25 protein-coding genes and 3 pseudogenes are annotated in these 24,638 nt (G+C 69.6%); 12 read left to right on the forward strand and 16 right to left on the reverse strand.

The annotated features are described in order from the left end of the window. The 4 genes and pseudogenes from N415_RS20650 to N415_RS20665 all read right to left on the reverse strand — a co-directional run. Positions 1-195: pseudogene (locus tag N415_RS20650) on the reverse strand (alpha/beta hydrolase); the annotation flags it as partial. After that, the gene (locus N415_RS20655) at positions 183-764 is read right to left on the reverse strand and encodes a class I SAM-dependent methyltransferase (protein WP_068186245.1); all 582 of its coding nucleotides are present in this window, start codon (positions 762-764) and stop codon (positions 183-185) included. The pseudogene N415_RS20650 and the gene N415_RS20655, both read right to left, overlap by 13 nt. A gap of 46 nt (positions 765-810) precedes the next feature. Further along, positions 811-1,545 carry a helix-turn-helix domain-containing protein gene (locus N415_RS20660; RefSeq protein WP_068186188.1) on the reverse strand — a complete coding sequence of 245 codons (735 nt, stop codon included), beginning with the start codon at positions 1,543-1,545 and terminating at the stop codon, positions 811-813. Between the two features lie 9 nt (positions 1,546-1,554). Further along, positions 1,555-2,157, reverse strand: a pseudogene (locus tag N415_RS20665) (carboxymuconolactone decarboxylase family protein); the annotation flags it as partial. A gap of 92 nt (positions 2,158-2,249) precedes the next feature. On the opposite strand from N415_RS20665, the gene N415_RS20670 reads away from it, so the two are divergent. Both N415_RS20670 and N415_RS20675 read left to right on the forward strand, forming a co-directional pair. Beyond that, positions 2,250-3,320 carry a GGDEF domain-containing protein gene (locus N415_RS20670; protein ID WP_068186193.1) on the forward strand — a complete coding sequence of 357 codons (1,071 nt, stop codon included), beginning with the start codon at positions 2,250-2,252 and terminating at the stop codon, positions 3,318-3,320. A gap of 118 nt (positions 3,321-3,438) precedes the next feature. Next, positions 3,439-3,912, forward strand: a complete 474-nt coding sequence (locus tag N415_RS20675) for a hypothetical protein (RefSeq protein WP_239645641.1) — start codon at positions 3,439-3,441, stop codon at positions 3,910-3,912. Between the two features lie 20 nt (positions 3,913-3,932). Here the strand turns inward: N415_RS20675 and N415_RS20680 are convergent, their stop codons facing one another. The 3 genes from N415_RS20680 to N415_RS20690 are packed head-to-tail and all read right to left on the reverse strand — an operon-like array spanning position 3,933 to position 6,965. Further along, on the reverse strand, positions 3,933-4,724 hold the full coding sequence (locus tag N415_RS20680; RefSeq protein WP_068106758.1) for a succinate dehydrogenase iron-sulfur subunit: 792 nt from the start codon (positions 4,722-4,724) through the stop codon (positions 3,933-3,935). Next, the gene (gene sdhA, locus N415_RS20685) at positions 4,724-6,478 is read right to left on the reverse strand and encodes a succinate dehydrogenase flavoprotein subunit (protein ID WP_068186195.1); all 1,755 of its coding nucleotides are present in this window, start codon (positions 6,476-6,478) and stop codon (positions 4,724-4,726) included. The genes N415_RS20680 and sdhA overlap by 1 nt, the downstream gene beginning before the upstream one ends. Positions 6,479-6,497: 19 nt before the next feature. After that, positions 6,498-6,965, reverse strand: coding sequence for a succinate dehydrogenase hydrophobic membrane anchor subunit (locus N415_RS20690; RefSeq protein WP_068186206.1), 468 nt, complete (start codon positions 6,963-6,965; stop codon positions 6,498-6,500). A 77-nt stretch (positions 6,966-7,042) separates the two neighbouring features. Between N415_RS20690 and N415_RS20695 the strand changes: the two genes are divergently transcribed. Next, a complete protein-coding gene (locus N415_RS20695) occupies positions 7,043-8,227 on the forward strand; it encodes an RNA-guided endonuclease TnpB family protein (RefSeq protein WP_193376486.1) in 1,185 nt (394 codons plus the stop codon). Positions 8,228-8,274: 47 nt separating this feature from the next. Here the strand turns inward: N415_RS20695 and sdhC are convergent, their stop codons facing one another. Further along, on the reverse strand, positions 8,275-8,676 hold the full coding sequence (gene sdhC / locus N415_RS20700) for a succinate dehydrogenase, cytochrome b556 subunit (protein ID WP_255342539.1): 402 nt from the start codon (positions 8,674-8,676) through the stop codon (positions 8,275-8,277). A 150-nt stretch (positions 8,677-8,826) separates the two neighbouring features. On the opposite strand from sdhC, the gene N415_RS20705 reads away from it, so the two are divergent. From N415_RS20705 to N415_RS20715, 3 genes are read left to right on the forward strand one after another with little or no spacing between them, the layout of a single operon-like run. Further along, complete coding sequence (locus N415_RS20705; RefSeq protein WP_068186212.1) at positions 8,827-9,225, forward strand: cytidine deaminase; 399 nt, start codon at positions 8,827-8,829, stop codon at positions 9,223-9,225. A gap of 5 nt (positions 9,226-9,230) precedes the next feature. Next, on the forward strand, positions 9,231-10,520 hold the full coding sequence (locus N415_RS20710) for a thymidine phosphorylase (RefSeq protein ID WP_068186215.1): 1,290 nt from the start codon (positions 9,231-9,233) through the stop codon (positions 10,518-10,520). Beyond that, positions 10,517-11,596 carry an adenosine deaminase gene (locus N415_RS20715; protein WP_068186219.1) on the forward strand — a complete coding sequence of 360 codons (1,080 nt, stop codon included), beginning with the start codon at positions 10,517-10,519 and terminating at the stop codon, positions 11,594-11,596. Before N415_RS20710 ends, N415_RS20715 begins: the two co-directional genes overlap by 4 nt. A gap of 6 nt (positions 11,597-11,602) precedes the next feature. On the opposite strand, the gene N415_RS20720 is transcribed toward N415_RS20715, so the two are convergent. Then, a complete protein-coding gene (locus tag N415_RS20720) occupies positions 11,603-11,887 on the reverse strand; it encodes a GlsB/YeaQ/YmgE family stress response membrane protein (protein ID WP_067157083.1) in 285 nt (94 codons plus the stop codon). 108 nt (positions 11,888-11,995) lie between these two features. Between N415_RS20720 and N415_RS33290 the strand changes: the two genes are divergently transcribed. After that, on the forward strand, positions 11,996-12,679 hold the full coding sequence (locus N415_RS33290) for a DivIVA domain-containing protein (protein WP_068186221.1): 684 nt from the start codon (positions 11,996-11,998) through the stop codon (positions 12,677-12,679). A 2-nt stretch (positions 12,680-12,681) separates the two neighbouring features. Here N415_RS33290 and N415_RS20730 read toward each other — a convergent pair whose 3' ends face one another. Further along, positions 12,682-13,359 carry a GntR family transcriptional regulator gene (locus tag N415_RS20730; RefSeq protein ID WP_068186251.1) on the reverse strand — a complete coding sequence of 226 codons (678 nt, stop codon included), beginning with the start codon at positions 13,357-13,359 and terminating at the stop codon, positions 12,682-12,684. A gap of 158 nt (positions 13,360-13,517) precedes the next feature. Here N415_RS20730 and N415_RS20735 point away from each other — a divergent pair, with 158 nt between their 5' ends. Next, positions 13,518-14,552, forward strand: coding sequence for a cupin (locus N415_RS20735; protein WP_068186223.1), 1,035 nt, complete (start codon positions 13,518-13,520; stop codon positions 14,550-14,552). 53 nt (positions 14,553-14,605) lie between these two features. Then, positions 14,606-15,613 carry a VWA domain-containing protein gene (locus tag N415_RS20740; protein ID WP_068186228.1) on the forward strand — a complete coding sequence of 336 codons (1,008 nt, stop codon included), beginning with the start codon at positions 14,606-14,608 and terminating at the stop codon, positions 15,611-15,613. A 4-nt stretch (positions 15,614-15,617) separates the two neighbouring features. Here the strand turns inward: N415_RS20740 and N415_RS20745 are convergent, their stop codons facing one another. From N415_RS20745 to N415_RS20755, 3 genes are all read right to left on the reverse strand, one after another. After that, positions 15,618-16,601: a VWA domain-containing protein gene (locus N415_RS20745; RefSeq protein ID WP_068186230.1), complete on the reverse strand. Its 984-nt coding sequence runs from the start codon at positions 16,599-16,601 to the stop codon at positions 15,618-15,620. 66 nt (positions 16,602-16,667) lie between these two features. Further along, positions 16,668-17,975, reverse strand: a complete 1,308-nt coding sequence (locus N415_RS20750; protein WP_068186233.1) for a primosomal protein — start codon at positions 17,973-17,975, stop codon at positions 16,668-16,670. A gap of 52 nt (positions 17,976-18,027) precedes the next feature. Continuing rightward, positions 18,028-18,840: an alkaline phosphatase family protein gene (locus N415_RS20755; protein WP_239645642.1), complete on the reverse strand. Its 813-nt coding sequence runs from the start codon at positions 18,838-18,840 to the stop codon at positions 18,028-18,030. A 131-nt stretch (positions 18,841-18,971) separates the two neighbouring features. Between N415_RS20755 and upp the strand changes: the two genes are divergently transcribed. Then, a complete protein-coding gene (upp, locus tag N415_RS20760) occupies positions 18,972-19,595 on the forward strand; it encodes a uracil phosphoribosyltransferase (RefSeq protein ID WP_068186237.1) in 624 nt (207 codons plus the stop codon). Here the strand turns inward: upp and N415_RS20765 are convergent, their stop codons facing one another. Continuing rightward, entirely contained in the window at positions 19,596-21,164 is a 1,569-nt protein-coding gene (locus N415_RS20765) for a phospho-sugar mutase (RefSeq protein WP_068186238.1), read from the reverse strand. A 4-nt stretch (positions 21,165-21,168) separates the two neighbouring features. Then, entirely contained in the window at positions 21,169-21,975 is an 807-nt protein-coding gene (locus N415_RS20770) for a purine-nucleoside phosphorylase (protein WP_068186239.1), read from the reverse strand. Positions 21,976-22,063: 88 nt separating this feature from the next. Here N415_RS20770 and N415_RS20775 point away from each other — a divergent pair, with 88 nt between their 5' ends. Next, positions 22,064-22,681, forward strand: coding sequence for a cutinase family protein (locus tag N415_RS20775; protein WP_193376488.1), 618 nt, complete (start codon positions 22,064-22,066; stop codon positions 22,679-22,681). Between the two features lie 3 nt (positions 22,682-22,684). On the opposite strand, the gene N415_RS20780 is transcribed toward N415_RS20775, so the two are convergent. Next, on the reverse strand, positions 22,685-24,148 hold the full coding sequence (locus N415_RS20780; RefSeq protein ID WP_068186243.1) for a PPE family protein: 1,464 nt from the start codon (positions 24,146-24,148) through the stop codon (positions 22,685-22,687). 148 nt (positions 24,149-24,296) lie between these two features. Here N415_RS20780 and N415_RS20785 point away from each other — a divergent pair. Next, positions 24,297-24,638: pseudogene (locus N415_RS20785) on the forward strand (amidohydrolase); the annotation flags it as partial.

A 24,638-nucleotide genomic window follows, 5' to 3' on the forward strand; every position in this document is an offset into this window, starting at 1 on the left:
CGCGCGGGCCTGCTCGACGGGATCGGTGAAAACGTCGGAGCCGGAAAGGTTTTTGAGGCGAATCATGAGTTGCGCGTCCAGGGCCATCTCCTGCCCGTCGATGCGCACCGGCGGTCCCGCCAGCTGCCGGCGCGCCGGCGTGGGCAACGCGAAGATGGCCCGGACGGCCCGGGCGCGAATGCCTAACGATGCCATGGTGTTTCCTCCTTGCTAGCCGAGAACCGCATGACGTGGCCGAGCAGCCCCGACCGCAGCGCGACCGCGAGCCCGTTGTTCTCGCACTCGACCCGGAAGTCGCGCGGCACGATCAGCCGATGCGGGGAGCCGTCCAACCGGTGAAACAGGCCGGCCAGTGGAGTGCGCACCAGGTCGTAGCCGACGAAGGCCCCGCCCGGCCGCAGCACCCGGGCCACCTCGGCGACCGCGCGTTCCCAGTCGATGATGTGATGCAGCATCAGGCAGCTGACGACGGAGTCGAAGGACTCGTCAGGGAAGGGCAGCGCGGTGGCGTCGGCCGTCCGCGTCGACGCGTTGGGGAATCCCCGCAGCCGTGCGGCGGCGGCCCGCGTCATGTGCGGGTCGATGTCCATTGCGACCCAGGCAAGTTTGGGGTTCCTCGAGAGGACTTGTCGGGCAACGGATCCGATCTCCAGCACGTCGCGGCCCAGTCGCTGGGCGTGGAGCTCACGCGCGATCAGCGGGCTTCCGGAACGACCGACGGCGCCGCAGCAGAAGGCGCGTTCGAATGCGGACATCGCGGGCATGTCCCAAGCGTGGGTCACCCGCGACGGGAACGCTTGTACGGATCCGTCAAACGGATTCGCGAACCGCCCGCGCGAGCTCGTGTGGGGCCGAACCGGTCATCTCCCAGCACACCCTGTTGGCGTGCGAGCCGTCGGCGAACCCGGCCAGGTGGGCGGCGTCGGTGACGGAGCGTCCCTCGATGAGGTGGCCCATGGCGGTCATCAGCCGCGCCCAGCGGATCGTCGCCGACATCGACACCCCGGTCTGTTGCCGGCACAGGCGCCCGAGGTAATCCGGTGACAGCGCAACGGCATCCGCGACCGATGCCACGTCCATGTGGCCCGGCACCCGGCTCGACACGACCTCGATCGCCCGCCGCAACTGCGGGTGCACGGACCGCGGCCCGTCTTGCCGTCCGCACAGCCGGCCGACCAGGAAATCCGCCGCGGCGTGCGGGCCGTCCCGGTCCAGCGACGCGGCCGTCGCCTCGGCCAGCGGTCGTCCGTCGTCGGCAACCCAGACACCGTGGCGCGCCGCCGCGTTCAGCGCGACGCCCTGCGGCGTCTGCAGCCCGAAGTACAGCGTCAACGCCCCGGATTTCGCCTCGGAGCGCACCGCATGCCGGACACCGCTGCCGACGACGACCAGCCGGCAGACGTCGCGCCGGTCACCCGCGCGGGCAACTGTCAACGGACCCTCGGTGCCGACCGTGACCTGGACCGCGGGGTGGTGGTGCGGCGCGAGATCGGAGAATGCGCCAGCCACCATGAGCCGACCCGGGCCCAAGTCCCAGACGCGCATGCCGCCACTCTAGCGCCGCGCCGGAGCCTCGTCGGAATCGGTGATCCATGGGATGCGGCACGCGTCACCGGAAAAGCCCTGCTCGGTGATGCCCAGCGCGGAGTTCACCCGCGCCCGCATGTTCTCCAGCCCGATCTGGTAGGTCAACTCGAACACGCCGGCGTCGCCGAAGCGGGCGCGCAGGTCGGCGACCTGCTGGTCGGTGACGGTGTGCGGGTCGGCTGTCATCGCGTCGGCGTAGGCGATGGCCGCGCGTTCGTCGTCGCTGAATGCCGGTGAGGTGGCGTAATTGTCGATCTCCTTGAGGCGCTCCATGTCGAGGCCGTCCAGGCGCTGCAGCATGGAGCCGAAGTCGACGCACCACGAGCAGCCGATCTGGCGCGCGGTCCAGTACACCGCGAGCTCGCGCACGCTCACCGGAAGCGTCTTGGACGCCCGGTCGACCATGGTTTCGTGCACGGCGCCGGCGATCATCAGCTTGCGGTGATGCGCGGACACGGCGAACGGCTCGGGGACCTGGCCGTAGCGGCGCTTGGCCACCTGGTACATGGCGCGGGTCAGCAGCCCGGCGCGGTTGGGGGGCAGGGGCTCGATGCGGGTTTTCTGTGTCATACCCCTCAGACGGGATGGGGTGCGAAAGTGTGACACATACCTGCGGTATGCGGCTACTGTCTCGACCGGGTGGTAGCGATTGGAAGTTGACGATGACCGCGCTGTTTAGCCGGTGGTGGCGGGCCGACCAGTACGACTGGCTCTCCGGTTACCTTGCGTCGCGGGGCATCAGCGGTGCCACCCGGGCCGTGCTGGCATTCATTTCGGCGTCGATGGTGTTGTGCCTGCTCGCGCTGCTGGCCGGCCCGGACGGTCCGCACGGAGCGGTCCCGGTGGCGATGATGTGGGCCGCCGTCGGCGGCGGGGTGGCGGGGGTGGTGCTGTGGATAAGCCGCTGGCCCACGCGCACGCAGTCACTCATTTTCGCCATCACCTGCAATACGGCCGTCGCCCTCGCGTGCCTCGCCCACCCGAACCCGCTGGCCGCGCTGATCGGGTGCGTCGCCTTCGCGACCTTCGGCGCCTACATGGCGTTCTTTCACGCCACGGGATTCGTGCTGTACAACTTCGCGGTGGCCGCCGCCGTCGGCTCCTGGGAGGCGCTGTCGCTGGCCAGGCTGGGACACCCCAGCCTCGCGGGGGTGGACCTGTGGCTGGTGATCGAGGTGAACATCGCCCTGCCGCTGGCCATTCTGATCCTGGTCCGCGCCCTGGCGGGCGATCTGCTGCGCGCCGACCGCGATCCGCTGACGGGCCTGCTCAACCGGCGCGCCTTCGCGCACGAGGCGCTGGGGATGATGCTGGCCCGCCGGGGCATCGACTCCCACCTCGTGGTCATGCTGATCGACCTCGACCACTTCAAGGCCCTCAACGACAGGTCCGGCCACGCGGCGGGGGACCATGCGCTGGTCCAGGTCGCCCAGGCGCTGCTGGCCGCCGCCGACGACCAGGCGGTGGTGGCGCGCAGCGGCGGCGAGGAATTTCTGTTGGCCGGGACGTCCGCGGGCTGCAACGCCGAGTCGTTGGCCGCGCGGATGTGCCGGGCCATCTCGGCCTCGACCGCGGGGGTCACCGCGAGCATCGGCACCGCCTGCGCCCGCCTGGACGACGCCGCGGCCGACCCACAAGCGCTGCTGAAGGAGTTGATCAGCGCCTCGGACGCCGCGATGTATCGGGCTAAACGGTTGGGCGGCAACCGAAGTCATCACCACGAGCTCTGCTGACCCGCGGGCTGCCCACTCCGCGAGGTCGAAGTGGTTTCCCGTCAAGAGGTCCGGGTACCCGATTTCGACCCCGCCGGCCAACCGGTGCGGCAGGGTTCGAGAGGGTGAGGAGACAGTGATGACCTCTCAAAACGATCAGGAATCAGAAAACACGCGCCTGGAGCACTTCGACGATCCCGAATTGGGCAGCGGCGCACGCGACACCGGTTCGGATACCCCGGAGCCGGGCACCGGGGACCGTCCGGTCGGAACCGTAGACGAAGACGCCAACCCGCCGATGAGCGATCCGAGCGCGTCGGACACCTACAGCGGCACCGGTGAGTTGCCTCCGCAAGACACGGGGAGTGCCGTCCCGCCGTACGAGGGACGTCAACAGGGCGCCGCGGTCGACGCCCAGGGCGCCGGCGGCGCGGCGGGCCCCACGGCGAATCCGGATTACAAGACGGCCAGCCCGTCGGATACGCCCGGCGGCGCGACACAGTCGCCGGCGGACGAGCAACCCGCCGCACAGATGCCGGAATCCGACCGCGACGACGACCGCGTCGGGCCGGCGCACGTGGCCGGCACCGGCCGCGGCGAAGACAAACCCTGACCCGTCGCGGCCAGCGGGGTCTAGCGCGAGAACATCGTCGCGCGCTTGACCTCCTGGATCGCCTTGGTCACCTCGATGCCCCGCGGGCAGGATTCGGTGCAGTTGAACGTGGTCCGGCAGCGCCACACGCCGTCGACCTCGTTGAGGATGTCGAGGCGCTCGGCGGCGGCCTCGTCGCGGCTGTCGAAGATGAAACGGTGCGCGTTGACGATCGCCGCCGGCCCGTAGTAGCTGCCCTCGTGCCAGAACACCGGGCAGCTGGTGGTGCAGCACGCGCACAGGATGCACTTGGTGGTGTCGTCATAGCGGGCGCGGTCGGTCGGGCTCTGGATGCGTTCCCGCGTCGGGGGATTGCCGGTGGTGATCAGGTACGGCTTCACGGCACGGTAGGCGTCGAAGAACGGCTCCATGTCGACGACGAGGTCCTTCTCCACCGGCAGCCCGCGGATCGGTTCGACCGTGATGGTCAGGGATTTTCCGGGTTTGTCGGGCAGCAGGTCGCGCATCAGCACCTTGCAGGCCAGCCGGTTGACGCCGTTGATGCGCATGGCGTCGGAGCCGCACACGCCGTGCGCGCAGGACCGCCGGAAGGTCAGCGTCCCGTCCAGGTAGCTCTTGATGTAGATCAGCAGGTTGAGCATCCGGTCGCTGGGCAGGCAGGGCACCCGAAAGCTTTGCCAACCACCGGTTTTCGCGAAGGCATCGGGCTGGTCGGGGTTGAACCTGGCGATCTTCACGGTCACCATCACCGCGCCCTCCGGAACCGGCGGCAGGGGCGGCTCCAAAGTCTCGACCTCTGTTTCGGCCGTCATCAGTACTTCCGTTCCTTGGGTTCGTAGCGGGTCTGCACCACGGGCTTGAAGTCCAGCGCGATGTCGCTCAGTAGGTCGGTGCCCTGTTTGTAGGCCATGGTGTGGCGCATGTAGTTGACGTCGTCTCGGTTCGGGTAGTCCTCGCGGGCGTGGCCGCCGCGGGACTCCTTGCGATTCAGCGCGCCGACCACCGTGACCTCGGCCAGCTCCAGCAGGAACCCGAGCTCGATGGCCTCCAGCAGGTCGCTGTTGTAACGCTTTCCCTTGTCGTGCACGGTTATTCGCGAGTAGCGCTCCTTCAGCGCGTGGATGTCGGTGAGCGCCTGCTTGAGCGTCTCCTCGGTGCGGAACACCGCGGCGTTGTTGTCCATCGACTGCTGCAAGGCGCTGCGGATGTCGGCGACGCGCTCGTTGCCGTGCTCGGAGAGGATGTCGGCCACCCACCCGACGACCATCGCCTCCGGCTCCGGCGGCATGTCGACGAAGTCGTGCCCCCGCGCGTAGCCCACGGCGGCGATGCCGGCCCGGCGGCCGAACACGTTGATGTCGAGCAGCGAATTGGTGCCCAGTCGGTTGGCGCCGTGCACCGACACGCACGCGCACTCACCGGCCGCGTACAGCCCCGGGACGGTGGAGGTGTTGTCCCGCAACACCTGACCCGTGACGGTCGTCGGGATGCCGCCCATCACGTAGTGACACGTCGGGTAGACCGGCACCAGCTCGTGCACCGGGTCCACGCCCAGATAGGTCCGGGCGAACTCGGTGATGTCGGGCAGCTTGGACTCCAGCACGTCCTCGCCGAGGTGGCGGACGTCGATGTACACGTAGTCCTTGTGCGGGCCGGCGCCGCGGCCCTCCAGGACCTCCAGGACCATCGAGCGGGCGACGATGTCGCGCGGCGCCAGGTCGACGATCGTGGGCGCGTAGCGCTCCATGAAGCGCTCGCCCTCGCCGTTGAGCAGCCGGCCGCCCTCGCCGCGCACGGCCTCGGAGATCAGGATCCCCAGCCCGGCCAGCCCGGTCGGGTGGAACTGGTGAAACTCCATGTCCTCCAAGGGAAGTCCCTTGCGGAAGACGATGCCGATGCCGTCGCCGGTCAGCGTGTGCGCGTTGGAGGTCGTCTTGTACATGCGGCCCGACCCGCCGGTGGCGATGACGACGGCCTTGGCGTGGAAGACATGGATCTCGCCCGTCGCGAGCTCGTAGGCGACCACGCCGGTGGCCACCGGCCCGGTCGGGGTCTGGGTGAGCACCAGGTCCAGCGCGTAGAACTCGTTGAAGAACTGCACGTCGTGCTTGACGCAGTTCTGGTACAGCGTCTGCAGGATCATGTGGCCGGTGCGGTCCGCGGCGTAGCAGGCCCGGCGCACCGGGGCCTTGCCGTGGTCGCGGGTGTGCCCGCCGAAGCGGCGCTGGTCGATGCGGCCCTCGGGGGTGCGGTTGAACGGCATCCCCATCTTCTCCAGGTCGAGCACCGCGTCGATGGCTTCCTTGCACATGATCTCCACGGCGTCCTGGTCGGCGAGGTAGTCGCCGCCCTTCACGGTGTCGAACGTGTGCCACTCCCAGTTGTCGTCCTCGACGTTGGCGAGCGCCGCGCACATGCCGCCCTGGGCGGCGCCGGTGTGGCTGCGGGTCGGGTAGAGCTTGGTCAGCACCGCGGTCCGCACCCGCGGCCCCGCCTCGACGGCGGCGCGCATCCCGGCACCGCCCGCGCCGACGATCACCACGTCGTATCGGTGTTGCTGGATCACGGCTCGCCTTTCAGGACTTTCAGGAGATGTTCGGGTCGAATGTCACCAGCACGTAGGTGCCCAGCACCAACGTGAACCCCATCGACAACAGCAGCAGGCTGTTGAGCCAGAACCGGGTGGAGTTCTTGCGGCTGTAGTCGTCGATGATGGTGCGCAGCCCGTTGCCGCCGTGCAGCTGCGCCAGCCACAACAGCGCCATGTCCCACATCTGCCAGAACGGCGAATGCCACCGCTGGGCCACGTAGTTGAAGTCGATGCGGTACACGCCGTCGTCCCACATCAGCATGATGAACAGGTGCCCGACCGCCAGGAACACCAGCGCGATCCCGGAGAACCGCATGAACAGCCAGGCGAACTTCTCGAAGTTGGGGATGCCGGCGCGCCGCCGCGGGGAGCGGGGATTGTCCAGGCTGGCGGGACGGTCATAGAAGCGCTGCTTGACCGGCGCCGTCTGGCCGCGCCCGAGCTGAAGGTCGGGGCTGCTCATTGGATTCGCGGCTCGGGAAGGAAATGCCGCTTTCCTCCCTTCGCCATGTTGTCGGTGGTCTTGCCTATGTTGCGGATGTGTCTAGGTTTCGGTTGCTGCCCAGCCCCGAGCAGGCGGCAGGATTGGCCGAGCATTGTCGTCATGCCCGACTTGTGTGGAACCTGGCCGTCGAGCAACAGCGGCACTGGCAGCCGGGCCGCAAAGCGCCCACATATCACGAGCAGTGTGCCCAGTTGACGGCGGCCCGCGCCGAATACGAGTGGCTGGCAGCGGGGTCGCAAACTGTGCAGCAGCAGGCGTTGCGGGACTTCGCCCAAGCGATGCGCAACTTTTTTAACGGCACCCACCGGCGCCCGACGTGGCGCAAGGCCGGCCGACATGAAGGATTCCGACAGGTGGGATTCAAGCCGCGCTACCTCAAGCGGCTTAGTCGGCGCTACAGCCAGGTATGGGTACCGAAAGTGGGTTGGGTGCGATTCCGCTGGACCCGCGCCATCCCCGCCACGGTGAAGTCCTACCGCGTCACGCTGGATCGGTCCGGGCGCTGGCACATCGCCTTCGCGGCCATCCCCGAACCCGTCCCAGGACGCGGTGATGGCAGCGTCGTGGGTGTTGATCGCGGCGTGGCGGTCTCGGTGGCGCTGTCCAACGGAGAGCTGCTGCGTGCTCCAGGTCTTCGTGCGGGTGAGACCAAGCGACTGCGGAGGTTGCAGCGGCGGCTGGCCCGCGCGCAGCGCGGATCGAACCGGCGGGCGCGCACGAAGCGGGCCATTGCGCGGTTGCGGGCCCGCGAAACCGATCGCCGTCGTGACTGGGTCGAAAAGACCACCACCGAGCTGGCGCGCCGCTACGACACCATCCGCGTCGAGGACCTGCACGTGCGGGCGATGACCCGCTCGGCACGCGGCACCCGAGACTGTCCGGGCACCAACGTCGCGCAGAAACGGGGCCTCAACCGGGAGATCAGCCGCCAAGGCTGGGGATTGCTGGTGGCCCGGCTCAAGCACAAAGCCTCCGGGCGGCTCGAATTCGTCCCGGCAGCGTATACGTCGCAACGATGCTCCCTGTGCGGCCACATCGCGCCGGAAAACCGCAAGAGCCAAGCGGTCTTCCAGTGCGTCGCCTGCAATGCGGGCCCGTGCAACGCCGACGTCAACGCCGCACGAAACATCGCCGCCGGACGGGCGGTGACCGCACGGGGAGACCTCGGCACCAGCCGGTCTGCGAACCGTGAACCTCAACCCTGTTCTCCTGCTGGTTAGGCGCGACGGGCAAGGGTTGGACCCACCGCTCAGGCCGGTGGGGGACGTCAACGCAGGTGCTCCGCGATGTGGATGCCGGTCACCACGCCGGCCGGCACCATCAGCAGCAAAAAGACGACTATGACGATCAGGAACATCAGCCGCTGGTAACGGGGCCCCTGCGACCAGAAGTCGATCAGGATGACCCGGATGCCGTTCAGCCCGTGGAACAGCACCGCGGCGATCAGGCCGTACTCCATCAGGCCGACGATCGGGGTCTTGTAGTCGCCGACCACCGCGTTGTAGGTCTGCGGGCTCACCCGCAGCATCGCGGCGTCCAGCACGTGGACGAACAGGAAGAAGAAGATCGTCGCGCCGCTGATGCGGTGCAGCACCCACGCCCACATGCCGGGGTCGCCCCGATACAGGGTCCGGGGTGGTCGCCGCTTGCGCGCGGCGGCAGTGCTCACCAAGTCCCCACCGCCTTAATAGAACAGTTAGCCGGACAAGTCAGCCTAACCCTGCCATCTGGCAGGCCGGGCCGTACAGCCGCCAGGCGAAGTGTCGTGTCAGAGTTAGTCTGGCTGTCTTGTATCGGCCCGTCGGCGAGCGGAGTGGGTATGCCTGATGTCGATTGGAAAGCGCTGCGCGACAACGCGATCCGGGCCGCGGCGGGGGCCTACGCGCCCTACTCGCGGTTCGCCGTGGGCGCGGCCGCGCTGGTCGACGACGGCCGGGTGATCACCGGGTGCAATGTGGAGAACATCTCATATGGCCTTGGTCTCTGTGCCGAGTGCGGTGTGGTGAGCGCCCTGCACGCCACCGGCGGCGGCCGGCTGGTCGCGCTGGCGTGCGTGGACGCCCGGGGGGCCGCTCTGATGCCGTGCGGCCGCTGCCGTCAGCTGCTGCTCGAGCACGGCGGGCCGGAGTTGCTGGTCGACCATCCCGCCGGGCCGCGCCGCCTCGGCGAGTTGTTGCCCGACGCCTTCACCGCCGACCTGCCGCGGGAACTGCCTTGAGCCACTTGGACTTTGACGGAGCCTTCGACGCGCCGACGGTGATCCGGACCAAACGCGACGGCGGGCGGCTGTCCGACGACGCCATCGACTGGGTGATCGACGCGTACACGCACGGCCGCGTCGCCGACGAGCAGATGTCGGCGCTGCTGATGGCGATCGTATGGCGCGGCATGGACCGCGGCGAGATCGCCAGGTGGACCGCGGCCATGCTGGCCTCCGGCGCGCGGCTGGACTTCGGCGACCTGGGCGTCCCGACCGTCGACAAGCACTCGACCGGCGGCGTCGGGGACAAGATCACCCTGCCGTTGGTGCCCGTCGTCGCCGCCTGCGGCGCCGCCGTGCCTCAGGCGTCGGGCCGCGGGCTCGGGCACACCGGCGGCACCCTGGACAAGCTGGAATCCATCGCCGGGTTCACCGCCCAGCTGTCCACCCGGCGGATCGCAGAACAGCTCCGCGACGTCGGCGCCGCGATCTTCGCCGCCGGCGAGCTGGCCCCGGCCGACGCCAAGCTCTACGCGCTGCGCGACGTCACCGGCACCGTCGAGTCGCTGCCGCTGATCGCCAGCTCGGTGATGAGCAAGAAACTGGCCGAGGGCGCGGGCGCGCTGGTGCTCGACGTGAAGGTCGGATCCGGGGCGCTGATGAGCTCGGAGGCGGCCAGCCGCGAGCTGGCGCACACGATGGTCGAGCTGGGCGCGGCGCACGGGGTGCCCACCCGCGCGCTGCTGACGGACATGAACCGCCCGCTGGGCTCGACGGTCGGCAATGCGCTCGAGGTCGCCGAGTCGCTGGAGGTGCTGGCCGGCGGCGGGCCGCCCGACGTGGTGGAGCTGACGCTGCGGCTGGCGGCCGAGATGCTCGACCTCGCCGGCCTCGGCGAGGTCGATCCCGCCCGCACGCTGCGCGACGGCACCGCGATGGACCGCTTTCGCCGGCTCGTCGCGGCCCAGGGCGGCGACTTGTCGGTACCGTTGCCGATCGGTTCGTGTTCCGAGACCGTGACCGCGCACCGGGGCGGCACAATGGGCGATATCGACGCGATGGCAGTGGGGCTGGCAAGTTGGCGGCTCGGCGCGGGCAGGTCCCGTCCGGGCCATCCGGTGCAGTTGGGCGCGGGAATCAGGATCCACCGCCGCCCCCGGGAACCCGTCGCGGCCGGCGAGCCGCTGTTCACCCTCTACACCGACACCCCCGAACGCTTCGACGCCGCGCTGGCCGAGCTGGCCGGCGGCTACAGCGTCGAGGACACGCCGCCGGTTTCCCGGCCGCTGATCATCGATCGGATCGCCCAGTGATCGAACTAGACCAGATCAAAAAGGCGCCCAAGGCCCTGCTGCACGACCACCTCGACGGCGGGCTGCGGCCGTCGACCGTGATCGACATCGCCGGTGCGACCGGCTACGACGGGCTGCCCGCCACCGACGTCGACGAGCTGGCGAAGTGGTTTCGCACCCGGTCGCACAGCGGCTCGCTGGAGCGCTACCTGGAGCCGTTCTCGCACACCGTGGCGGTGATGCAGACCCCCGATGCCCTGTATCGCGTCGCCTACGAATGCGTGGAGGACCTGGCCGAGGACTCCGTCGTCTACGCCGAGGTGCGCTTCGCCCCCGAACTGCACATCGACCGCGGGCTGTCCTTCGACGAGATCGTCGACGCCGTGCTGGAGGGCTTCGCCGCCGGCGAGAAGGCCTGCGCGGCGGCGGGCCGGCAGATCAAGGTGCGGCTGCTGGTCACCGCGATGCGCCACGCCGCGGTGTCCCGCGAGATCGCCGAGCTGGCAATCCGGTTCCGGGACAAGGGCGTGGTGGGATTCGACATCGCCGGCGCCGAGGCCGGCAACCCGCCGACCCGGCACCTGGACGCCTTCGAGTACATGCGAGACCACAACGCGCGCTTCACGATTCACGCCGGTGAGGCGTTCGGGCTGCCGTCCATCCACGAGGCGATCGCGTTCTGCGGCGCCGACCGGCTCGGCCACGGGGTGCGCATCGTCGACGACATCGAGGTCCTCGAGGACGGCCGCGTCCGGCTGGGTCAGCAGGCATCCATCCTGCGGGACAAGCGAATTCCGCTGGAGCTGTGCCCCAGCTCGAACGTGCAGACCGGCGCCGTCAAGAGCATCGCCGAGCACCCGTTCGATCTGCTGGCCCGCACCCGCTTCCGGGTTACCGTCAACACCGACAACCGACTGATGAGCGACACCACGATGAGCCTCGAAATGTCGAGGCTCATCGAGGCTTTCGGTTATGGATGGAGTGATCTGGAGCGGTTCACCATCAACGCGATGAAGTCCGCGTTCATCCCCTTCGACGAGCGGCTGGCGATCATCGACGAGGTGATCAAACCGCGGTACGCGGTGTTGATCGGCTAGCCGCGCCTAGCGCGGCAACCCGGTGCGGTGGCGACGGCCCGTCACGGCCTCCCAGATCGCGATCAGAACGACGGCTGCGGCGACGCCGACGAAGAACGGAATCCAGGCGATCCCGCCGTTGGCGTTGTGGTATCCGAACTGCGCGGCCACGGCCGAGCCGATCAGACCACCGACGGCGCCGAGGACGACCGTCATGATCATGCCGATGTTCTGTTTGCCCGGCATAACCAGGCGTGCCACCAAACCGATGACCGCGCCCACGATGATGGCCAGGATGATTGATCCGATCATTGCAGCTCCTGTTGTCTTTACGGCGCCCCTTGCGGGCACCGTCTTGGAATGCGGGTTCCCCGAACCACCCGGCTTGTAACACAATTCGATGCGGTACAAACTCTGCTCATGGATCCCGAGCGGGTGCGCAACGTCGCCTTCGGTCCGCCACCCATGGGTAAACGCGGTTACAACGAGGACCAGGTCGACGCGTTTCTCGACTGGGTGGAGGCGGCGTTGCGGGACCCGGGCCGCGGGGGGCTCACGGTAGAGCAGATCCGCGACGTCACCTTCTCCAAGCCGCCCATCGGAAAGCGCGGATACCACCGGGACGAGGTCGACGCGTTCCTCGACTCGGTCGCGCGGCAGGTCGGGGGACCCGGGGGTTCGCCATCCGAACCCGCGCCGGGCGATCGGCCGCCGACCAGGTACACCATGAAGATCCAGCCGAACCTGTTCCTGTTCTGGACGCCGCAATGGCACGACTGGCGCTCGGACGACACGTCCGGTGGGTCCGGTGACGGTGTGCTCGACTTCGTCTTGGAATTCCTCTTCGACCTGCTGTGGAACTGGTTCCTGTGGAGGGTGTGGGCCGCCGTCGCGTGGTCGCTGGAGGGATTCGTCGCCGTCGCGCTCTGCCCGATCTCCCTGCTGACCAGCCTGCTCGGCGCGCGGCGCCACCGGCTGATAGCCGTCCCGAACGACGGCACCGACGCGTTGGTGCTGAGCCAGGGCTCCTGGTACGCGGTGCGGCGCGCCCGGGCCGAAGCGCGCGACCAGATCGCCGCCGGCGACGGCGTCCTGACGCTGTAGGGCTACACCGACAGCGGATCGACGGTGATGCCGATCGCCCGCACGGTGCTGGCCAGGTGGGTCTGGACGGCGCTCAGCGCGCCCGGTAGGTCGCCGTCGCGCAGCGCCTCGGCGATGACGCGGTGCTCGTCCATGATCGTCGCCATCCGGCCCGGGTCGCCGAATGCCGATTCGCCGATCATCCGCATCTGTCGGTCCCGCAGCGACGAGTAGAACCCGGCCAGGATGGCGTTGCCGGATTCCTCCAGCGTGACCGTGTGAAAGGCGCGGTCGGCGTCCAGAAATTCGCGCCAGTCGCCGGCCGCGGCGGCGTCGCGTTGCCGCCCCAGCTCGCCCGACAGCCGCTCGTACACCGCGGCGCGGGCGGCGGGGCCGCGCGCCACCACCTTCGTCGTCGCGAACTGCTCCAGGATCAGCCGCGCCTCGATCACGGAACGGGCCTCGTCGGGCGACACCGGGACGACCAGGGCGCCACGCTGCGGAAACAACCGCAGCAACCCTTCGGCCTCCAGCCGGAGGAACGCCTCGCGGACCGGGGTCCGCGACATGCCCAGCGCGGCGGCGACGTCGCCCTCGCTGATCAACTCCCCGCCCGGAAACTGGCCGGTGAGCACCTGCGCCTTGACGTACTCCAGCGCGCGGTCCTTGGCCGTGCCGGCGCGCGGGTTGGTGACAGCCACCATGCGTACCTTGAGGCCTTTCTTGGAGCTAAGTCGTATCCCAGATGTGTCCCATGAAGGTACACCAAACGAACACCGCCGGACGCTCGCTTGACCACTGAGATACAAGAGAGATACGTTAGAGGTACAAGACGCACCTTAGCCGAAGGATTTCTGCCATGTCGACCTTGGGAACAGACCAATCGGTGGTCCCAAACCTGGACCCGACCGTCCCCGCGCCCATGACGAACGTCGCCGAGTTCGGCTTCGAGGGCCGGTTCGAAGACTGGGCCGACGACGCCTGTTATTTCGAGTACTCGAAGGCTGCCAACCCGATCGGGTCCGGACATGCCCCGCAGGTTCCGATTACCCGCTTCGGTCCGGAGGTCTACCTCGACCGGCCGACGGGCGTGTTCCCGCTGGACTTGTCGGGGCAGCTCGGCATCGACACCGGGCCGGCGACCAGCCCGGCCCTGCTGGCCAACTTCGTCCGCATCCGCGCCGGCGAGCAGATCGACGCCTGCCCGAACGCCACCTCGCAGCTGTACTACGTCCTGTACGGGCGGGGCTTCGCGGCGATCAACGGCCGGCTCGTCAAGTGGGAGAAGGGTGACTTCCTGACGCTGCCCGCCGGCAACGACTCGGTGTTCTACGCCGACGCCGAGACCGTCATGTACTGGGTGCACGACGAGCCCCTGCTGCGCTACCTCGGTGTGACGGCCACCCAGCCGCGGTTCCGTCCCACCAAGTTCTGCCGGTCCGACGCGGTCGCCAAGCTGGAGGAGATCGCCGCCCGGCCGGGCGCCAACGAGAAGAGCCGGGTCAGCGTGCTGCTGGCCAACGCCAACCAGGAGCAGACGATGACCATCACCCACGTGCTGTGGGCGATGTTCGGCGTGCTGCCCCCGCAGCAGGAGCAGCGCCCACACCGGCACCAGTCGGTCGCGCTGGACCTGATCCTCGACGCGCCCCCGAGCGGCTGCTACACCCTGCTCGGCACCCGCCTCGACGAGCGCGGCGACATCGTCGACCCGATCCGGGTGGAGTGGCAGGCCGGCGGCGCCTTCACCACCCCGCCGGGCATGTGGCACGCCCACTACAACGAGACGGACACGCCCGCCCACCTGATCCCGATCCAGGACGCCGGGCTGCAGGCCCACCTGCGCAGCCTGGACATCAAGTTCACCCAGCGCCGGGATCTGGTCGCCGGCTAGAGTCCATGCGGCCTTCATGCAGCCTCGTCGTTTGACGAATAGGGTGGCTGGACATGAAGCTGCCGCTGCTGGGACCCGTGTCGCTGACGGGCTTCCAGAACGCCTGGTTCTTCCTGTTCCTGCTGGCCGTGGCGCTGCTGACCGGGATTTACGTCGTGGTGCAGTTCGCCCGTCGGCGTCGGGTGCTGCGGTTCGCCAACATGGAGGTGCTGGAGCGGGTCGCGCCGCTGCGCTCCGGCCGGTGGCGGCACGTGCCGACGATCCTGCTCGCCGCGTCGCTGGTGCTGTTGACCACCGCCATGGCCGGGCCGACGTCGGACATCCGGATTCCGCTCAACCGCGCGGTCGTGGTGCTGGTCATCGACGTCTCGGAATCCATGGCGGCCACCGACGTCGCCCCCAACCGGCTGGCCGCCGCGCAGGAGGCCGGCAAGAAATTCGCCGATGAGCTGACGCCGGCCATCAACCTGGGCCTGGTCGAATTCGCCGCCAATGCCTCGCTACTGGTGTCGCCGACGACCAACCGCGCCGCGGTGAAGGCGGCGATCGACGGGCTGAAGCCCGCGCCGAAAACCGCGACGGGGGAGGGCATCTTCACGGCGCTGCAGGCGATCGCCACGGTCGGCTCGGTGATGGGCGGCGGCGAAGGGCCGCCACCCGCGCGGATCGTGCTGGAATCCGACGGCGCCGAAAACGTGCCGCTGGACCCCAATGCGCCGCAGGGCGCGTTCACCGCGGCGCGGGCCGCCAAGGCCGAGGAGGTGCAGATCTCGACGATCTCCTTCGGCACGCCCTACGGCACCGTCGAGTACGAGGGCGCCACCATCCCGGTCCCCGTCGACGACCAGACGCTGCAGGAGATCACCAAGATCACCGACGGCCAGTCGTTCCACGCGGACAGCCTGGAATCGCTGGAGAGCGTCTATTCGACGCTGCAGCGCCAGATCGGCTACCAGACCGTCAAGGGCGACGCCAGCATGGCCTGGATGATGCTGGGCGCGGTGCTGCTAGCGGGCGCCGTCCTGGCCGGCCTGTTCCTCAACCGGCGGCTGCCCGCCTGATCGCTCAGACCGGCAGGCGCCGGTTGATCAGCAGGCCCAGCGCCGCCGCGATCAGCGCGACGACGACCCCCAGGCGCAGCCAGCCGGCGCTGCCGGGGCCGGGCACCGTGCGGAACCCGATGTCGTTCTCGATGGCGTTATAGCTCTTGTTCAGCTCGCTGATGTTGGTGGCGGTGTAGGACTGCCCGCCGGAAAGCTGGGCGATCTTGCGCATCTGGTCGGTCGACACCGGAACGGCGACGCGCTGCCCGTTCATCTCGATCTCCCCGCCCTTGGTGCCGAACGAGATCGTCGAGATGGGCACGCCCTGGTCCTTGGCCAGCCGCGCCGCGGTGAAGGCGCCGTCGTGCGGGTCGCTGGGGTCGGTCGGCTTGTTCTCGCCGCCGTCGGACAGCAGCACGATCCGCGCGGGCGGCGGCGTGTCCCCGCCGGTGATGGCCGCGGCGCCGACGGCGTGCAGCGCGGTGAAGATCGCCTCCCCGGTCGCCGTCCCGTCGGCGAACTCGAGCTTCTTCAGCGCCTCGAGGGTGGCCTCATGCTGCGGGGTCGGTGGCACCAGCAGGTAAGGCGTGCCCGCGAAGCCGACCAGCCCCAGGTTGATGCCCGGCGTCAGCTGGCTGGCGAACTGGCTGGCCGCCTGCTCGGCCGCCTTGAGCCGGTTGGGTTCGACGTCGGTCGCACGCATCGAGTTCGACATGTCGATGATCAGCACGACGCAGGCGCGGTTGCGCGGGATGCGCATGTCGTGCGTCGGCGTGGCCAGGGCGACGGTCAACAGGAACAGCGATAGCAGCGACACCGCGATGGGAATGTGCCGCCGCCACGACTGCGGCACCTCGGCCTCGGTGAAGCGGCGCAGCCGCTGCCGGCGACGGGCCTGCACCACGACATAGACGGCCAGCAGCGCCAGCGGGATCAGACCGAAGAGCAGCAGGCCCGGACGCTGGAATCCGTACAGGGGCAGTGGGCCGATGCCGGGAAGCGACACCTGCGCCAGTAAAGAGCAGTCTCGGTGGCCCGTCAAACGCGGCGCATTTCGCCCTCTGTTGCCGGCCTACTCCCGCCGGAGCCGCCCGTCGACGAACTGCTCCAACTTCTCCCACTCGCGCACGGCGGCCGCGTACGGGGGTGTGGGCTTGGCGACCGAGTCCGGCTCCAGCACGTGGCCCACCAGCTTGCCCAGCGGCCGGGCGGTGTCCAGCGCCTTGTCCACCGTGCTCTCTTCGGAGTAGTCGCCGATGTCGCGGAGCAGCTCGACGGCCAGGTCGAGCTGGTCGCGGTCCACGGCGTCGGGCCCCTCGGCGAAGTCGTCGGCCAGCCCGCTCAGCACGTAGACGTTTTCGTCGGTGATGTCCACCGCCAGTGAGCCGTCCGTGGCGGCCGTGCGGATGTCGTCGTAGGTGCTCAGGTCGGCCAGGTCGTGGTCGTGCTCGTCGGCCAGGTAGCGGGCCAGCGCGCGCTCCGAGCCGAACACGCTGATCCGCCCGTTCCGGCCGAGGAAGATCGGCCGGTCGTCCAGGTAGCAGCGCAGCGTGTAGAACGTGCCGGAGCTGGTGATGATGCGGATCGGGTCGATGCCGACCTGCACCCAGAAGTCCTCGTCGCCGCCCAGCACGACGGTGTCGCCGGGCGCGCGGGTCTCCTCCTCGGCCTCCTGTGGCTCGTCCTCTTCGACCTCTTCGTCTTCGGCGTCGTCTTCGTCCAGGTCCTCGTCGGCGGTGTCCGCCTCCTCGTCGGCCTCCGCCTCTTCCTCGGGCTCTTCGCGCTCCTCGGCCAGTTCCTCGGCGGCCTTGGTCGAGGCGTCCTCGTCGACCTCGGGCGTGCTGATGATCTCCTCGATCGAGGTGAGGACGTCGTCCCAGCTGCGGCCGATCACCTCGGCGATCGCGTTCCAGCGCTTCTGGCCCGCCTTGCCGGTGAAGGTGTCGATGCCGCCGGCCACCGTGCCCAGGTTGGGGTTGCCGTTGAAGAACTTCGACACCGGCGCCAGCTCGCACACCGATCCGATCGACGACACGATCGCCAGCACGCCGGCGAGCGCGTTCACCGACTCCTCGGTCGGCTTCTCCGACACCAGTTCCTCGACGACGACCAGATCGAACTGCCGGTCCTCGCCGGGCTCGAAGGTGTGCGCGTGCGCCGACGTCAGGTCCGCCCAGCCCGGGTGGTCCGTCAGGTCGTTGTCGGCGCCGGAGCGCACGAACGCGACCAGGTCGGCGACGGAGGAGAACGCGTACAGGTCCTCGTCCTTGCCCAGGAACGCCTCCCACTCGTCTCCGGCGTCGCGCCAGCGGGGCGCCCACACGGTGTAGCGGTCACCGGCGGACAGGCTCAGGCGGATCGGCACGAGGTCAGCAGCCATGCGGCACACAATAGCGACGGGCGGCGCGGCCACCTGGCCCCGGGCAATCGATCTAGGCCCAGATCGTCGCGATCGGCGCGGCGCCGGCCGCGTAGCCGGTCTTCGGCAGCCCGTACATCTGCTCCAGCGTGGACAGCACGCTGTAGTGGTTGATCTGCTCGTTGTAGTTGCCCGGCTGCACGTGCGCGCCGTAGATCACGGTGGGGATCTGGTTGCGGGGGCCGCCGTCGTCCTCGTCCCAGGTCACGATCAGCAGGCTGTTGTTGGCCACCGCCCAGTTGGCGTAGCCCGACAGCTCGCGGCTCAGCCACGCGTCGGCCTGCGCGATCGAGCCGTCGTGCATGTTGTCGTCGTTGTTGGGAATGACGAACGCCACCGTCGGCAGCGCGGCGTAGTTGCCCATCGGGAAGGCCGAGAACGGCAGCGAGTTGGCGGCCGGCACATTGCTGAAGTTGGCCCACGGCACGTGCTTTCGCGCATACTTGCCGGCGCTGCACACCGTCGAACCCGGCGCGGGCAGGCCCTCGGCGTAACCGGCGAAGCTGTACCCGGCGGCCAGGAGTTCGGAAGCCAGGTTGGGGGTGGCGCCGCCGTCGACCGGGCACGAGTCCTTGGTCACCCCAAGGGTGCTGCCGGCGAACAGCGCCAGGTAGTTGGGCTCGCTGGGATGCGCCTCGGCGAACGACTGCACCATGTTCGCCCCGCCCGCGGCCAGCGCGTTGATGAACGGCGCCGACTTGTTGCCGATGATGGTGGTCGCCGCGCGGTTCTCCTCGACCACGATCACCACGTGCGCGGGCTGCGGCAGCGCGGCCGCCGCGAGCTCGACCCGCGGCGCCGACGGGACGATCGCCAGTCCCGCCAACGCCGCCGCGCCGAGAAGGCCTTTGATTGTGCTCAGCACGCCGGGAGTATATGGGCGGATCGGCCCGCCCGACGGCACCGAGCGAGCGTGTCGGCGTTGCTACGCGCAATCGTTATATAGGGTCAAATCCCATGGACGTGCGCGTCATTGATCATCCGCTGGCCCTGTCCCGGCTGACGACGCTGCGCGACGAACGCACCGACAACGCGCACTTCCGGGCCGGGTTGCGGGAGCTGACCGCGATGCTGGTCTACGAGGCAACCCGCGACGCCGCCCGCGAAACCTTTCCCATTCGCACGCCGCTTGCCGAGACGGTCGGGGTGCGGCTGGCAGACCCGCCCCTGCTGGTGCCGGTGCTGCGCGCGGGACTGGGCATGCTCGAGCGCGCGCTGGAGCTGCTTCCCGAGGCGCGGGTGGGCTTCGTCGGCGTGGCCCGCGACGAGGAAACCCATTGCGCGACGGGGTATCTCGAGTCGTTGCCGGACGACCTGACCGGCGCGCCCGTGATCGTGTTGGACCCGATGCTGGCCACCGGCGGGTCGATGTGCCACACGATCGGGCTGCTGCGGCAGCGCGGCGCGTCGGACATCACCGCGCTGTGCGCGGTGGCCGCGCCAGAAGGCGTTGCGGCGCTTGAGAAAGCGGCGCCGAACGCGCGGCTCTTCACGGTGGCCGTCGACGACCGCCTCAACGAGATCGCCTACATCGTGCCGGGCCTCGGCGACGCCGGCGACCGCCAATTCGGGCCGCGCTAGCTACCAGCGGCGCACGTCCGAGACCAGCTCGTCGCGCATTGCCCGGGCCCGGGCGCGGGCCGACGCCAGGTCGTCCGTCGGCGCGCAGCGAATCTCCGCGTAGCACTTCAGTTTCGGTTCGGTGCCCGACGGGCGCACCACCACCCGCGCCTCGGTCTGCCCGTCGCCGCCGGTGAAGATCAGCGCGTCGGCGATGTCGGTGACTGTGGCGGGGAAGCCGGCCAGCCGGGCCGGCGGCGCCGCCCGCAGGCGCCGCATCAGCTCGGCGGCCTCGCCGGCGTCGGCGACGCGGCGCGACACCGCGGCGACGTCGTGCACGCCGTGGCGGCGGGCGAGGTCGTCGAGCGCATCGGGCACCGAGCGGCCCCGGTCCTTCAGCGCGGCCACCAGGTCGCACACCAGCACCGCCGCGCTGATGCCGTCCTTGTCGCGCACGGCATCCGGGTCGACGCAGTGGCCGATCGCCTCCTCGTAGGCGTAGACCAGCCTGCCGCCCTTGACGCCGGAATCGGCGCGCGCCAGCCACTTGAAGCCGGTAAGCGTCTCGACGTGGGTGGCGCCGTGTTCGGCGGCGATCACCGCCAGCATCCGCGACGACACCACGGTGCTGGCCACCACGGGCGTGCCGGACCCTTCGTGAGACAAGATGTAATCGCCTAGCAGCCAACCGGTTTCGTCGCCGGACAGCATCCGCCAACCCCATGCGGTCGGGATGCCGACGGCGCAGCGGTCGGCATCGGGGTCCAGCGCGATCGCGACGTCGGCGCGAGTGTCTTCGGCCAGCGCGAGCAGCGCGTCGGTGGCCCCGGGCTCCTCGGGGTTGGGGAATGCGACGGTGGGAAAGTCGGGGTCCGGCGCGAACTGGGCCCCGACCGTGTGCACCTGTTCGAATCCCGCGCGGCGCAACGCCTCCACCGCCACCGCGCCGCCCACGCCGTGCAGCGGTGTCAGCGCGACCCGCACCGACCCGGCACCGCGGCGCACCGCGGCCGCCCGCTCGATATACCGCTCGACGAGGTCGGTGTGGGCGGGTGCCACGGCGCGCCTGGCGATCTGGTCGGCCGGGGGAGCCGCGGCCATCGCGGTCTCGATACGGCGGTCGGTGGGGGAGACGATCTGGATGCCGCCCTCGAAGTACACCTTGTAGCCGTTGTCGGCCGGCGGGTTATGCGACGCCGTGATCTGCACGCCGGCGGCCGCGCCGGTGCGGCGCACCGCGAACGCGACCACCGGCGTCGGCACCGGACCCGGCAGCAGCAGCACCGAAAAGCCCTCGGCGGCAAGGACTTCGGCGGTTACGGTGGCGAACACCGCCGAGCCGTGCCGGGCGTCGCGGCCGACGATCGCCCGGCCCCGTTCGGCCAGCACCTGCGCGACGGCCCACGTCGCGCGCGACACCACCGCGACGTTCATCGCGTCGGGCCCGCCGCGCACCGGCCCGCGCAACCCCGCGGTGCCGAAGGCGAGCGGGTGGGCGAACCGCGCGGCCAGCTCCTCGGGATCCAGGGCGGCGAGCTCGGCGGCCGTCGTCGGGTCGGGATCCTGGGCGATCCACTCCTCCGGCGTCACGTCGTCACAGCCGGGCCACCACGTCGGCCAGCAGCGCGCCCATCCGGCTGGCCGAGGCGGTCCCGGCGGCCAGCACCTCGTTGTGGCTCAACGGTTCTCCGGAGATCCCCGCGGCCATGTTGGTCACCAGCGACACCCCCAGCACCTCCGCACCGGCCGCGCGGGCCGCGATGGTCTCGTGCACCGTCGACATGCCGACCAGGTCGGCGCCCAGCGCCCGCAGCATCCGGATCTCCGCGGGCGTCTCGTAGTTCGGCCCGGGCAGGCCGGCGTAGACGCCTTCGGTCAGCTCCGGGTCGGCGGCGCGGGCGAGCTCGCGCAACCGCGGCGCGTAGGCGTCGGTCATGTCGACGAACTGCGGGCCGACCAGCGGTGAGCGCGCCGTGAGGTTCAGCTGGTCGCTGATCAGCACCGGCCGGCCGACCGCCAGATCGGGGCGCAGCGCGCCGGCCGCGTTGGTGAGCACCACGGTGCGCACGCCCGCCGCGCAGGCCGCCCGCACCGCGTGCACGACGTGGCACAGGTCGTGCCCCTCGTAGGCGTGGACGCGACCGACCAACACCAGCACCCGATGGGCGCCGACGCGCACCGACAACAGCTCACCGGTGTGCCCGACGGCGGTGGGCGGCGCGAACCCCGGCAGCTCGGCCTGGGCCAGCGAGACGGTCGGAGGGCCGAGCGCGGCCACCGCCGGCCGCCATCCCGAGCCGAGGACGATGGCGACGTCGTGCTCGGGAACCCCGGTGCGCTCGGCGATGGCCCGCGCCGCCCGCCGTGCGAGCTCGTCGGGATCGGGCAGGGGTTCGGCCACAGTCGGCGAGCTTATCCCGGCGTATGTGAGGATCTGCCGTATGCGTCGTCGTGGGTGGTCGAATTTTCCTCTGGTGGTTGCCGTTGCGGTGTCGGCGGTCGTGATCGCGTGCGGCCGGGCGCCGGCGGCGGCGGCCGATCCGTGTCCCGATGTCCAGCTCATCTTCGCCCGCGGGACCGCCGAGCCACCCGGCCTGGGGGCGGTGGGCGACGCGCTGTTCGCCGCGCTACAGCCGGCCCTCGGGTCGCGCCACGTCGACGCGTACCCGGTGAACTATCCGGCCAGCTACAACTTCCTGACGACGGCCGATGGCGCCAACGACGCGCGCGATCACATCGCGCAGATGGTCGAGCAGTGCCCCGCGACGCGCCTGGTGCTCGGGGGCTTCTCGCAGGGCGCCGCCGCGGTGTCCATGCTGGCGGGGGTGCCGCCCCTCGGGCAGCGCATCGGCAACTTCGGATCGGCTCCGGCGCTGGATCCCGCGCTGGCCGACAAGGTGCGGGCGGTCGCGGTGTTCGGCAATCCCGGCAACCGCTTCAACACGCCGCTGTCGTCGACGGGCGCGTGGGCCGGTCGCGCCATCGACCTGTGCAGCGACGGCGATCCGGTCTGCGTCGTCGGCGGTCGCGACCGCGACGCGCACCATTTGTACGAAGTGGCGCCCTACCCCGGCCAGGCGGCGGGGTTCATCGCCGGGCTGGTGTAGCCGCTACAGGCCCAGGAGGCTGCGCAGCGCGTTGACGCCCGAGGCGAAGGCCGACGGCGTCCCGGTCACGGCGCCGTTGACCCCCGCGTTGAAGAAGCCCGAGACGTAGTCGCCGGTGTTGCCGACCCCGGAGGCGAAGTCGCCGGCGTTGTTGAAGCCCGAGCTCCCGGTGCCGAGGTTGCCGAAACCCGAACTGGCGCCGCTCCCGGTGAACAGGTTGCCCGCGCCGGTGTTCAGGTCGCCGGAGTTGAACAGGCCGGTGTTGATGCTGCCCGAGTTGAAGATGCCGGTGTTGTAGTTGCCCGCGTTGAAGGCGCCCGTGCAGTAGTCACCCGAGTTGAAGAATCCGGTGTCGCTCGATCCCGAGTTGAACAGCCCCGCGGTCAGGGCTCCCGAATTGCCCACGCCCCAGTTGAATTGACCCGAGTTGCCGATGCCGATGTTGCCGCTGCCCGAGTTGAAGAAGCCGATGTTGTTGGTGCCCGAGTTGCCGAACCCGATGTTGCCGAGGCCGGAATTCAGGCCGCCGAAACCGATCTGGTGGTCGCCGGTGAGCCCGATGCCGATGTTGCCCGTGCCCGTGTTGCCGAAGCCGAAGTTCCCCGAGCCCAGGTTGCCGAGGCCGAAGTTGTTGCTGCCGAGGTTGCCGAAACCCAGGTTGTAGCCGCCGTTGTTGCCGAAGCCCAGGTTGAAGCCGCCGGTGTTGCCGCTGCCGAAGTTGAAGCTGCCGATGTTGCCGCTGCCCAGGTCCCAGTGGCCGAAGTTGCCGCTGCCCAGGTTCACGTTGCCGATGTTGCCGCTGCCCAGGTTGAGCTCACCCAGGTTGCCGCTGCCCAGGTTCCAGGACTGCGAGTTCCCGATACCCAGGGTGATCAGGTGTTGGTTGCCGATGCCCGCGAAATTGATGCCCGGCAGGGCTTCCAGCGGCTTGAAGATGTTTTGTTCGATGAACTCCAGCGGGCCGGACGCCGCCAGCTGGGTCGCCGCGGCCGACGCGCCGGCGTGATAATCGACCATCGCGGCCACGTCCTGGGCCCACATCTGCTCGTACTCGGCCTCGGTGGCCGCGATCGCGGGGGCGTTCTGGCCGAACAGGTTCGACATCACCAGGGACACCAGGTCGCTGCGGTTGGACGCGACCATCACCGGGTGCACCGTCGCCGCCAGCGAGGACTCGAACACCGCGGCGACGGCCTGGGCCTGCGCCGACGCGTTCTGCGCCTGGGTGGCGGCCGCGCTCAGGAAGCCGGCGTAGGGGGTGGCCGCCGCCATCATCGCCGCCGCCGCCGGGCCCTGCCACGCCTGGCCGGTCAGCTCGGAGGTCACGGACGCGAACGACGACGCCGCCGACGCGAGCTCGGCGGCCAGGCCGTCCCAGGCGGCCGCGGCCTCTAGCATGGGTGCCGACCCCGCTCCGACGAACATCCGCAACGAGTTGATCTCGGGGGGCAACACCAAAAAACTCATCAGTCGGTTCCTTCTGCTTTCGGCCACATTTTTGACTGGACGTCATATAGATAGCAGAATTACATACTTTAAGTCCAGTTGTAGGCCTAAAACTAGCGATACGGTTTGGTTTCCTGGGTGCGGCTCGGGGCGGTGAGATACTGCGAAGATGCCCGCTCGCTCGTTAGACGACCCGTTGGATAGCGTCGAGGACGCCGTGCGACGACGGGGCGCCGACCTCGTCGAGTTGTCCCACGCCATCCACGCCGAGCCGGAGCTCGCGTTCGCCGAGCATCGCAGCTGCGCCAAGGCCCAGGCCCTGGTCGCCGAGCGCGGTTTCGAGATCACCGCCTCCGCCGGCGGCCTGGACACCGCCTTCCGCGCCGACTTCGGCAGCGGACCGCTGACCGTCGGGGTGTGCGCCGAGTACGACGCGCTGCCCGAGATCGGGCACGCGTGCGGGCACAACATCATCGCGGCGTCGGCGGTGGGCACCGCGCTGGCGCTGGCC

The sequence above is a fragment of the Mycobacterium sp. UM_CSW genome (genome assembly GCF_000455205.1).
Classification (GTDB): domain Bacteria; phylum Actinomycetota; class Actinomycetes; order Mycobacteriales; family Mycobacteriaceae; genus Mycobacterium.

Bases quoted from the DNA above. Each gene is read 5' to 3' on its own strand.
- N415_RS20660 (WP_068186188.1), bottom strand. From the start codon at position 1,545: ATGCGCGTCTGGGACTTGGGCCCGGGTCGGCTCATGGTGGCTGGCGCA.
- N415_RS20720 (WP_067157083.1), bottom strand. From the start codon at position 11,887: ATGATCGGATCAATCATCCTGGCCATCATCGTGGGCGCGGTCATCGGT.
- N415_RS20740 (WP_068186228.1), top strand. From the start codon at position 14,606: ATGAAGCTGCCGCTGCTGGGACCCGTGTCGCTGACGGGCTTCCAGAAC.
- upp (WP_068186237.1), top strand. From the start codon at position 18,972: ATGGACGTGCGCGTCATTGATCATCCGCTGGCCCTGTCCCGGCTGACG.
- N415_RS20750 (WP_068186233.1), bottom strand. From the start codon at position 17,975: ATGGCTGCTGACCTCGTGCCGATCCGCCTGAGCCTGTCCGCCGGTGAC.
- N415_RS20690 (WP_068186206.1), bottom strand. From the start codon at position 6,965: ATGAGCAGCCCCGACCTTCAGCTCGGGCGCGGCCAGACGGCGCCGGTC.
- N415_RS20675 (WP_239645641.1), top strand. From the start codon at position 3,439: ATGACCTCTCAAAACGATCAGGAATCAGAAAACACGCGCCTGGAGCAC.
- N415_RS20705 (WP_068186212.1), top strand. From the start codon at position 8,827: ATGCCTGATGTCGATTGGAAAGCGCTGCGCGACAACGCGATCCGGGCC.
- N415_RS33290 (WP_068186221.1), top strand. From the start codon at position 11,996: ATGGATCCCGAGCGGGTGCGCAACGTCGCCTTCGGTCCGCCACCCATG.
- N415_RS20780 (WP_068186243.1), bottom strand. From the start codon at position 24,148: ATGAGTTTTTTGGTGTTGCCCCCCGAGATCAACTCGTTGCGGATGTTC.
- N415_RS20655 (WP_068186245.1), bottom strand. From the start codon at position 764: ATGCCCGCGATGTCCGCATTCGAACGCGCCTTCTGCTGCGGCGCCGTC.
- N415_RS20680 (WP_068106758.1), bottom strand. From the start codon at position 4,724: ATGACGGCCGAAACAGAGGTCGAGACTTTGGAGCCGCCCCTGCCGCCG.
- N415_RS20670 (WP_068186193.1), top strand. From the start codon at position 2,250: ATGACCGCGCTGTTTAGCCGGTGGTGGCGGGCCGACCAGTACGACTGG.
- N415_RS20735 (WP_068186223.1), top strand. From the start codon at position 13,518: ATGTCGACCTTGGGAACAGACCAATCGGTGGTCCCAAACCTGGACCCG.